Source organism: Sphingomonas benefaciens (assembly GCF_052907485.1).
The window spans coordinates 197,445-205,250 of sequence record NZ_JBREIC010000001.1; the positions used below are offsets into that span (position 1 = coordinate 197,445).

The window sequence follows — 7,806 nt, forward strand, 5'->3', positions numbered from 1 at the left end:
AGAGGGATTTTGATGTTGCGTACCGCCGTTTCGTTCCTTGCGCTGGCCGGGGCGCTGACCGCCGGGCCCGTGCTCGCGCAGACCGCCCCCGCCGCCGCCACGGCCGGCACGCCGACGGCGGCGCAGGCCGACGCCTGGGTCGCCGGTGTCGAGAAAGAGGCGGCGCAGCTCGGCGTTGACGCTGCCCGCGTCTCCTGGGTCAATGCCACCTACATTACCGACGATACCGATGCGCTGGCCGCCAAGTCCGGCGCGGAGATGACCGAGAAGGCGGTCGAATGGGCCAAGGGCGCGGCACGCTTCAACGGCACGCCGGGCCTGTCCTACGACACCAAGCGCAAGCTCGACCTGTTGCGCAACGGCGTTGGCCTGCCCGCGCCGACGACGCCCGGCGCGGCCGACGAACTGTCGACGCTGACCACGCGCATGTCGTCCAGCTACGGCAAGGGCAAAGGCAGCCTGAACGGCCAGCCGATCAACGGCTCGGACATCGAGGCGGCGATGGGGACGGAGCGCGATCCTGCCAAGCTGAAGGAGATGTGGACCAGCTGGCACGACAATGTCGGCGCGCCGATGCGCAAGGATTATGCGCGGATGACCGCCATCTCCAACGCCGGCGCCAAGGAGCTCGGTTTCGCGGACGTCGGCGCGATGTGGCGGTCCGGCTATGACATGACGCCGGAGCAGTTTGCGGTGCTCACCGACAAGATCTGGGCGGAGGTCGAGCCGCTCTACAAGTCGCTGCACACCTATGTCCGCTGGAAGCTCAACGCCAAATACGGCGATGCGGTGCAGCCCAAGACCGGACCGATCCGTTCCGATCTGCTCGGCAATATGTGGGCGCAGGAATGGGGCAACATCTACGACCTGGTCGCGCCGCCGGGCTCCGGCGATCTCGGCTACGACACGGGCGAATTGCTCAAGGCCAAGGGCTATGACCCGGTCCGCATGGTCAAGCAGGGCGAGGCCTTCTATTCGTCGCTAGGCTTCGCGCCGCTGCCGCAGACCTTCTGGGAACGGTCGCAGATCACCAAGCCGCGCGACCGCGAGGTGATCTGCCATGCCAGCGCCTGGGATATCGACAACATGGACGATATCCGCATCAAGATGTGCACGAAGGTCAATGCCGACGATTTCGTCACCATCCACCACGAACTCGGCCACAATTACTATCAGCGCGCGTACAAGAACCAGCCGTTCCTCTACAAAAACGGCGCCAACGATGGCTTCCACGAAGCGATCGGGGATACGGTCGCGCTGTCGATCACGCCGGATTATCTCGTCAAGATCGGGCTGCTCGACCAAAGCAAGGTGCCGAGCGCGGACAAGGACATCGGCCTGCTGCTGCGTCAGGCGATGGACAAGGTCGCCTTCCTGCCGTTCGGCCTGCTGGTCGACAAATGGCGCTGGGGAGTCTTCTCCGGGCGGATCCCGGAGGGCCAGTATCAGGCCGGCTGGGATGCGCTGCGCCTGAAATATCAGGGCGTCGTGCCGCCGGTGGCGCGTGACGAGAGCAAGTTCGATCCGGGCGCCAAATACCACATCCCGGCGACGGTGCCCTACACGCGCTACTTCCTGGCGCGGGTGCTGCAGTTCCAATTCTACAAGGCGGCGTGCCAGCAGGCCGGCTGGAAGGGGCCGCTGCACCGCTGCTCCTTCTACGGCAACAAGGCGGTCGGCGAGAAGCTCAACGCAATGCTGAGCATGGGCCAGTCCAAGCCCTGGCCGGACGCGCTGCAGGTCTTCACCGGCAGCCGCGAGATGTCGGGCAAGGCGATGATCGAATATTTCGCACCGCTCAAGGCATGGCTGGACAAGCAGAACCAGGGCAAGCCGAGCGGCTGGTAGGTTCGGCAGGGGAGCGTGGTGATGAAGCGGGTGATGCTGACGATGCTGGCCCTGCCGGCGGCGACCTCGGCGCAGACCGCGCCCATCACCACGTTACAGCCGGGTGAGACGTTGCTGGAGGTGCAGGCGGAGGGGCAGGCCAAGTTCCGGCCCGATGCCGCCTTCGTCTCGGTCGGCGTGGTGTCGACCGGCACCACTGCCCGCGAGGCGACGGACGCCAATGCGACACAGATGGCGGCGGTGATCGCGGCGGTGAAGAAGGCCGGCGTCGACGGGCGCTACATCCGCACGCAGCAGATCAGCGTCGAGCCGCGCTTCGCCTGATCCGGGCAGAACGACTGGCAGGGGCAGGCGCAGATCACCGGCTATGTCGCACGCAACAGCGTCGCGGTGACGGTGGTCAAGCTGATGAGCGCCGGCGACGTGATCGCGGCGGCGTTCGGCGCAGGCGCCAATTCGGTGAACGGCCCCAATCTCGAATCCGACGATCCGGCCAAGGGTCTGGCGGAGGCGCGCCGCGCCGCGATCGGCAACGCCCGCCGCGAGGCGGACGACTATGCAGCCGGCCTGGGCATGCGGGTGTCCCGCGTGTTGCAGGTCAGCGAACGCGGCAAGCAGTCACGGGTGGTCGACTATGTGCGTCCGGATGGCATCGTATTGACGCCGATAGCGGCACCGCCGGCGCCACCGCCACCGGTGGCGCCGGGAGAGATGGAGCGGACGGTCAGCATCTGGATCGACTACGCGCTGGTTCCGGCGCGCTGACGCTGGCGCGGTTCCCGCCGGAAACTCCGCCGCTCTCTTGCTCTCATTGCGGCCCACCGGCCCGGTCAGCCGGCTTCGCTCATTCGTTCGGGATCGAGTTTTCGTCGGCGATGCCGGCCTCGAACGATTTGGAGGCATCCTGCCCGTCCGGGCTGTGCGCGCCGTGACCGTCTGCCGGTGCCTTGTCCTTGGGCGTGCTGCTCCGCAGGGACAGCAAGGCGGCGGCTGCGGCGGCACCGGCGGCCGCGACCCCGGCGCCGATCGCCGCGATCCCCCAGCCGGTCTTGCCCGCTGCGGCTGGCGCCGAGCCAGACTTGCCGCCGCGCTTGCGCTCCGTGCTGGGACGCGGCGTCGCCCGCCGGGCAGCGCGCGGCTTGACCGCCTTGGCCGTCGACACGACCGCGCCCTCTGCGGCTGTCGCGGCGCTGCGCACGCGCCGGGCTGCGCGTTTCACCGTGTCGGTTGCGGCCGTCTCGACCTTCTCGACGGTGGTCGGCGCGCTGGCCTTGCTGGTGCTGCGGCGGCGCGCGGTCCCGGTCGCCGTCTTCGTCGCCGGGCTTTTCGCCGCGGTGGCACGCGTCGTCGTCGTCTTGCGCGGGGCGCGGCGCCGCGGCTTGGTGGCGGCGTCGGCTTTGGCGGTGTCGGTGTTCGGCGTCTCGGTGTCATCGGCCATGATGCGGCTCCCTGATGCGTTGGCCCCGCCGACCCGGCACGCTTCCGTACCAGGGTCGGTTCGCAACCGTAACGCATTATCGGCCGATGGTTTCCTACGCGTCGCTACGGCATAGGATTTGCCGAGCAGTCGTGGCGGCTTAGCGGAAGGGTGGTTCGTCGAACGCGCGCAGCTTGCGGCTGTGCAACCGGTCGCCCTCGCGGCGCAGCTGCTCGCACGTCTCGATGCCGATCCGCATATGCTCGCTGATCGCACGTTCGTAGAAGCGGTTGGCCTGCCCCGGCAGCTTGAGCTCGCCGTGCAGCGGCTTGTCCGACACGCAGAGCAACGTGCCATAAGGGACGCGGAAGCGATACCCCTGCGCCGCGATCGTCGCCGATTCCATGTCGATGCCGACCGCGCGGCTCAGCGAGAAGCGCAAAGCCGACGCCGAATAGCGCAATTCCCAGTTGCGGTCGTCGGTGGTTACGATCGTCCCCGTCCGCAACCTTCTTTTCAACTCCTCGCCAGACTGGCCGGAAATGATCTCCGACGCCTTGGCGAGGGCCTGCTGCACCTCGGCGATCGCCGGCACGGGGATTTCGGGCGGCAGCACGTCGTCGAGGACGTGATCGTCGCGCAGATAGGCATGGGCGAGGACATAGTCGCCAATCCGCTGGCTGGGGCGCAGGCCGCCGCAATGGCCGATCATCAGCCAAGCCTCCGGCCGCATCACCGCGAGATGGTCGCAAATCGTCTTGGCGTTCGACGGGCCAACGCCGATGTTGACGAGGGTGATGCCGGTGCCGTCCTCCGCCATCAGATGATACGCGGGCATCTGGTGCCGGCGCCAGGCGCTGTCGGTGACCAGCTTGTCGACGTCCGCCGGGCTGGTGATGACGATATTGCCCGCGCCCGACAATGCGGTGAAGCGCGATCCTTCGCCAAGCTGCGACGCACCCCAGCGAACGAATTCATCGACATAGCGATGATAGTTGGTGAACAGCACGAAGCGCTGCGTGTGTTCGGCGGGAGTGCCCATATAATGGCGCAGGCGCGCGAGGCTGAAGTCGGTGCGTAGCGCGTCGAACAAGGCCAGCGGGCGCGCGTCGGCGTCCGCGATCCACAGGCCGTCCGCGATCTCGTCGCCGATGTGCGACAATTCGGTGGCGGGGAAATGCCGGGCGAGTTCGGTCGCAGACACGGTGTCGAGGCTCAGCGCATGGCCGGGATCGAGCACATAGGGGAAGGGAATTTCCTGCCGGCCCGGCAGCGCCTCGACCGTGACGTCGTAATCCTCGATCAGCAGCGTCAGCTGTTCGGTGAGGTAATCGGCGAACAGGCCGGGCTTGGTGACGCTGATCGTATAGGTGCCCGGCGAGACGAGCCGGCCGAACGAGCGCGGCGGCGTCGGCCGATTTAGGTCGCCCGCATAATGCAGGCGGATGACGGGATAGGCGAAGCTGCCGTCGTGGCGGCTCTCTGGCGGCGGCGGCGTGCCGTCGGTCAGATAGGCGTTGAGTGCGGCCTGGAGCCGGTCGACGGAGGCGCGATAGAGGCGGTCGAGTTCGGCAACGATCTGGGATGCGGTTGACATCCCGGATGGTTACGCGCGGTGCGTGACGCTGGCAAGACGCCCGCAGCTTATCCTCCCCGCAGGCGGGGAGGGGGACCAGCGAAGCTGGTGGAGGGGGCTCGCCTCATGTGCTGCACTGCTTGGATGCCCCCTCCGCCAGCGCTGGCGCGCTGCCACCTCCCCTGCCAGGGGAGGCGGGTTACATCTCGCTCAGCAGGTGCTCCACGCTACTGACCTTGAATTCGCCCGGCTGCTCGACGTGAAGCTGCTTCACGACGCCGTCCTCGACCAGCATCGCATAGCGTGCCGAGCGGGTGCCCATGCCGAACTTGCTCGCATCCATCGCGAGGCCGATCGCGTCGGCGAAGGCGGCGTTGCCGTCGGCCAGCATCGTGATGCCCTCCGCGCCGGCGGACTTCGCCCAGGCAGCCATGACGAAGGCGTCGTTAACCGCGGTGCAGGCGATCTCGTCGACGCCCTTGGCGAGCAGTTCATCCCTGCGCTCGACGAAGCCGGGCAGATGCTTGGCGGAACAGGTCGGGGTGAACGCACCCGGCACCGCGAACAGCGCGACGGTGCGGCCCGCGAAATAGTCTTGCGACTGAACCGTATCAGGACCGTCCGCGGTCACCTTGACGAGCGTGACGGACGGGATGGTGGCGCCAATGGAGATGGTCATGGTGGCGGGCCTCTGAGCGAAAGGGAGCGCGACTGGTCGGCGAAAGCGCGGACGATTTCAACCTTGGGTTTTGCGCGGGCGACGCCCTATGTTCGACGGCAATGAGCGATCCCACCTATCTCACCGGTCAGTTCCTGCTCGCCATGCCGGGCATGATCGATCCGCGCTTCGACCATGCCGTGATCGCCATGTGCTCTCACGATGCCGCCGGCGCGCTCGGCATCGGTATCGGCGCGACGATCGACGGACTGGGGCTGCACGATCTGCTCGACCAGTTCGAGATCCCGCACGGCGCCGCGCCCGACGTGCCGATCCATTTCGGTGGCCCGGTCGAGCCGCGGCGCGGCTTCGTGCTCCATTCCACCGACTGGGGCGGCCAGGATACGATCGACGTCGCCGGTCGCTGGGCGATGTCGAGCACGATCGACGTGCTGCGCGCGATCGCCGGCGGCGAGGGGCCGACCCGCTACGTCGTCGCGCTCGGCTATGCCGGCTGGGGCGAGGGGCAGCTCGACGGCGAACTGACCCGGCCGGGCTGGTTTAACGTCGCGGGCGACGACGGCCTGCTGTTCGCCACGGCCGCCGAAGACCGCTGGAACCGCGCCTTCGCTTTGGCGGGGATCGACCCCCGCCTGCTCGTCGCTGACGCCGGCACCGCCTGAACCAACAAGATATAAAGATATCTTTATATTTGATCAGCGGCGGCAAGCGGGCTAAGGGCGCCCCATCCATCCTGTCTGAGGAGCCTGTCGCGTGGCCACCGCTATCGCCGTCGAGAACAACGATTACGTCATCAAGGATATCGGTCTGGCCGATTTCGGCCGCGCCGAGATCAAGATCGCCGAGACCGAGATGCCCGGCCTGATGGCCCTGCGCGACGAGTTCGGCGCGTCGCAGCCGCTCAAGGGCGCGCGCATCACCGGCTCGCTGCACATGACGATCCAGACCGCCGTGCTGATCGAGACGCTGACCGCGCTCGGCGCCGACGTTCGCTGGGCGACCTGCAACATCTTCTCGACCCAAGACCATGCCGCCGCGGCGATCGCCGCCGCCGGCATCCCCGTCTTCGCCGTGAAGGGCGAGACGCTCGCCGAATATTGGGACTATGTCGGGTCGATCTTCGATTGGGACGACGGCAAGGGCCAGACCGCCAACATCATTCTCGACGACGGCGGCGACGCGACGATGTTCGCGCTGTGGGGCGCCAAGCTTGAGGCCGGCCAGAGCTTCGGCGAGCCGGAGAATGAGGAAGAGGTCGAGTTCCAGCGTTCGGTGAAGGCGTTCATCGCCAAGAAGCCGGGCTATCTGACCGAGACGGTCAAGAACCTGAAGGGCGTGTCGGAAGAAACGACGACCGGCGTTCACCGGCTGTACGAGATCGCCAAGAAGGGCGAGCTGCCGTTCCCGGCGATCAACGTCAACGACTCGGTGACCAAGTCGAAGTTCGACAACCTCTACGGCTGCAAAGAATCGCTGGTCGACGCGATCCGCCGCGCCACCGACGTGATGCTGGCCGGCAAGGTCGCGACCGTCGCGGGCTTCGGCGACGTCGGCAAGGGTTCGGCCGCCAGCTTGCGCAACGGCGGCGCGCGCGTCCTCGTCACCGAGATCGACCCGATCTGCGCGCTGCAGGCGGCGATGGAGGGCTATGAGGTCGTGACGATGGAGGAAGCGGTGAAGCGCTCCGACATCTTCGTCACCGCGACCGGCAACGCCGACGTCATCACCGCCGATCACATGAAGGCGATGAAGCCGATGTCGATCGTCTGCAACATCGGCCACTTTGACAGCGAGATCCAGATCGCCGCTCTGTCCAACTACAAGTGGACCGAGGTGAAGCCGGGCACCGACCTGGTCGAGTTCCCGGACGGCAAGCAGATCATCGTCCTCGCCAAGGGCCGCCTGGTGAACCTGGGCTGCGCGACCGGCCACCCGTCGTTCGTGATGTCGGCGTCGTTCACCAACCAGACGCTCGCGCAGATCGAGCTGTGGACCAAGGGCGAGAACTACAAGAACGAGGTCTACGTCCTGCCCAAGCACCTCGACGAGAAGGTGGCGGCGCTGCACCTCGAGAAGCTGGGCGTCCAACTGTCGAAGCTGACGCCGAAGCAGGCGGGCTATATCGGCGTGCCGGTCGAGGGTCCGTTCAAGCCGGATCACTATCGCTACTGATCGCCGACGCGATTGCAGCAACGGGGGCGGCGCCGCGAGGTGCCGCCCTTTCCGTTTCCGGTCTTCAACGATTGCCGCAATCCGGCAATCCGTTCTACAGCTTGGCCCGGAGAG

Annotated in this window: 6 protein-coding genes and 1 pseudogene; 4 read left to right on the top strand and 3 right to left on the bottom strand. The window is 66.9% G+C overall.

Annotated elements, in window-relative coordinates; translation table 11 throughout:
* The first annotated feature begins 12 nt into the window (after positions 1-12).
* Complete coding sequence (locus ACU5AX_RS00900; protein WP_446689287.1) at positions 13-1,848, top strand: M2 family metallopeptidase; 1,836 nt, start codon at positions 13-15, stop codon at positions 1,846-1,848.
* 42 nt (positions 1,849-1,890) lie between these two features.
* Positions 1,891-2,613: pseudogene (locus ACU5AX_RS00905) on the top strand (SIMPL domain-containing protein).
* Between the two features lie 79 nt (positions 2,614-2,692).
* Here the strand turns inward: ACU5AX_RS00905 and ACU5AX_RS00910 are convergent.
* The 3 genes from ACU5AX_RS00910 to ACU5AX_RS00920 form a co-directional block, all read right to left on the bottom strand.
* Positions 2,693-3,286 carry a hypothetical protein gene (locus ACU5AX_RS00910; protein ID WP_446689288.1) on the bottom strand — a complete coding sequence of 198 codons (594 nt, stop codon included), beginning with the start codon at positions 3,284-3,286 and terminating at the stop codon, positions 2,693-2,695.
* Between the two features lie 139 nt (positions 3,287-3,425).
* Positions 3,426-4,862, bottom strand: a complete 1,437-nt coding sequence (locus ACU5AX_RS00915) for an AMP nucleosidase (RefSeq protein ID WP_446689289.1) — start codon at positions 4,860-4,862, stop codon at positions 3,426-3,428.
* A gap of 178 nt (positions 4,863-5,040) precedes the next feature.
* Positions 5,041-5,520: a peroxiredoxin gene (locus tag ACU5AX_RS00920; protein WP_446689290.1), complete on the bottom strand. Its 480-nt coding sequence runs from the start codon at positions 5,518-5,520 to the stop codon at positions 5,041-5,043.
* A gap of 101 nt (positions 5,521-5,621) precedes the next feature.
* On the opposite strand from ACU5AX_RS00920, the gene ACU5AX_RS00925 reads away from it, so the two are divergent.
* Positions 5,622-6,182: a YqgE/AlgH family protein gene (locus tag ACU5AX_RS00925; protein ID WP_446689291.1), complete on the top strand. Its 561-nt coding sequence runs from the start codon at positions 5,622-5,624 to the stop codon at positions 6,180-6,182.
* Positions 6,183-6,273: 91 nt separating this feature from the next.
* On the top strand, positions 6,274-7,692 hold the full coding sequence (gene ahcY, locus ACU5AX_RS00930) for an adenosylhomocysteinase (RefSeq protein ID WP_446689292.1): 1,419 nt from the start codon (positions 6,274-6,276) through the stop codon (positions 7,690-7,692).
* Positions 7,693-7,806 lie beyond the last annotated feature (114 nt).

Coding starts and splice junctions, on each gene's coding strand:
- ACU5AX_RS00900 (WP_446689287.1), top strand. CDS start 13: ATGTTGCGTACCGCCGTTTCGTTCCTTGCGCTGGCCGGGGCGCTGACC.
- ACU5AX_RS00910 (WP_446689288.1), bottom strand. CDS start 3,286: ATGGCCGATGACACCGAGACGCCGAACACCGACACCGCCAAAGCCGAC.
- ACU5AX_RS00915 (WP_446689289.1), bottom strand. CDS start 4,862: ATGTCAACCGCATCCCAGATCGTTGCCGAACTCGACCGCCTCTATCGC.
- ACU5AX_RS00920 (WP_446689290.1), bottom strand. CDS start 5,520: ATGACCATCTCCATTGGCGCCACCATCCCGTCCGTCACGCTCGTCAAG.
- ACU5AX_RS00925 (WP_446689291.1), top strand. CDS start 5,622: ATGAGCGATCCCACCTATCTCACCGGTCAGTTCCTGCTCGCCATGCCG.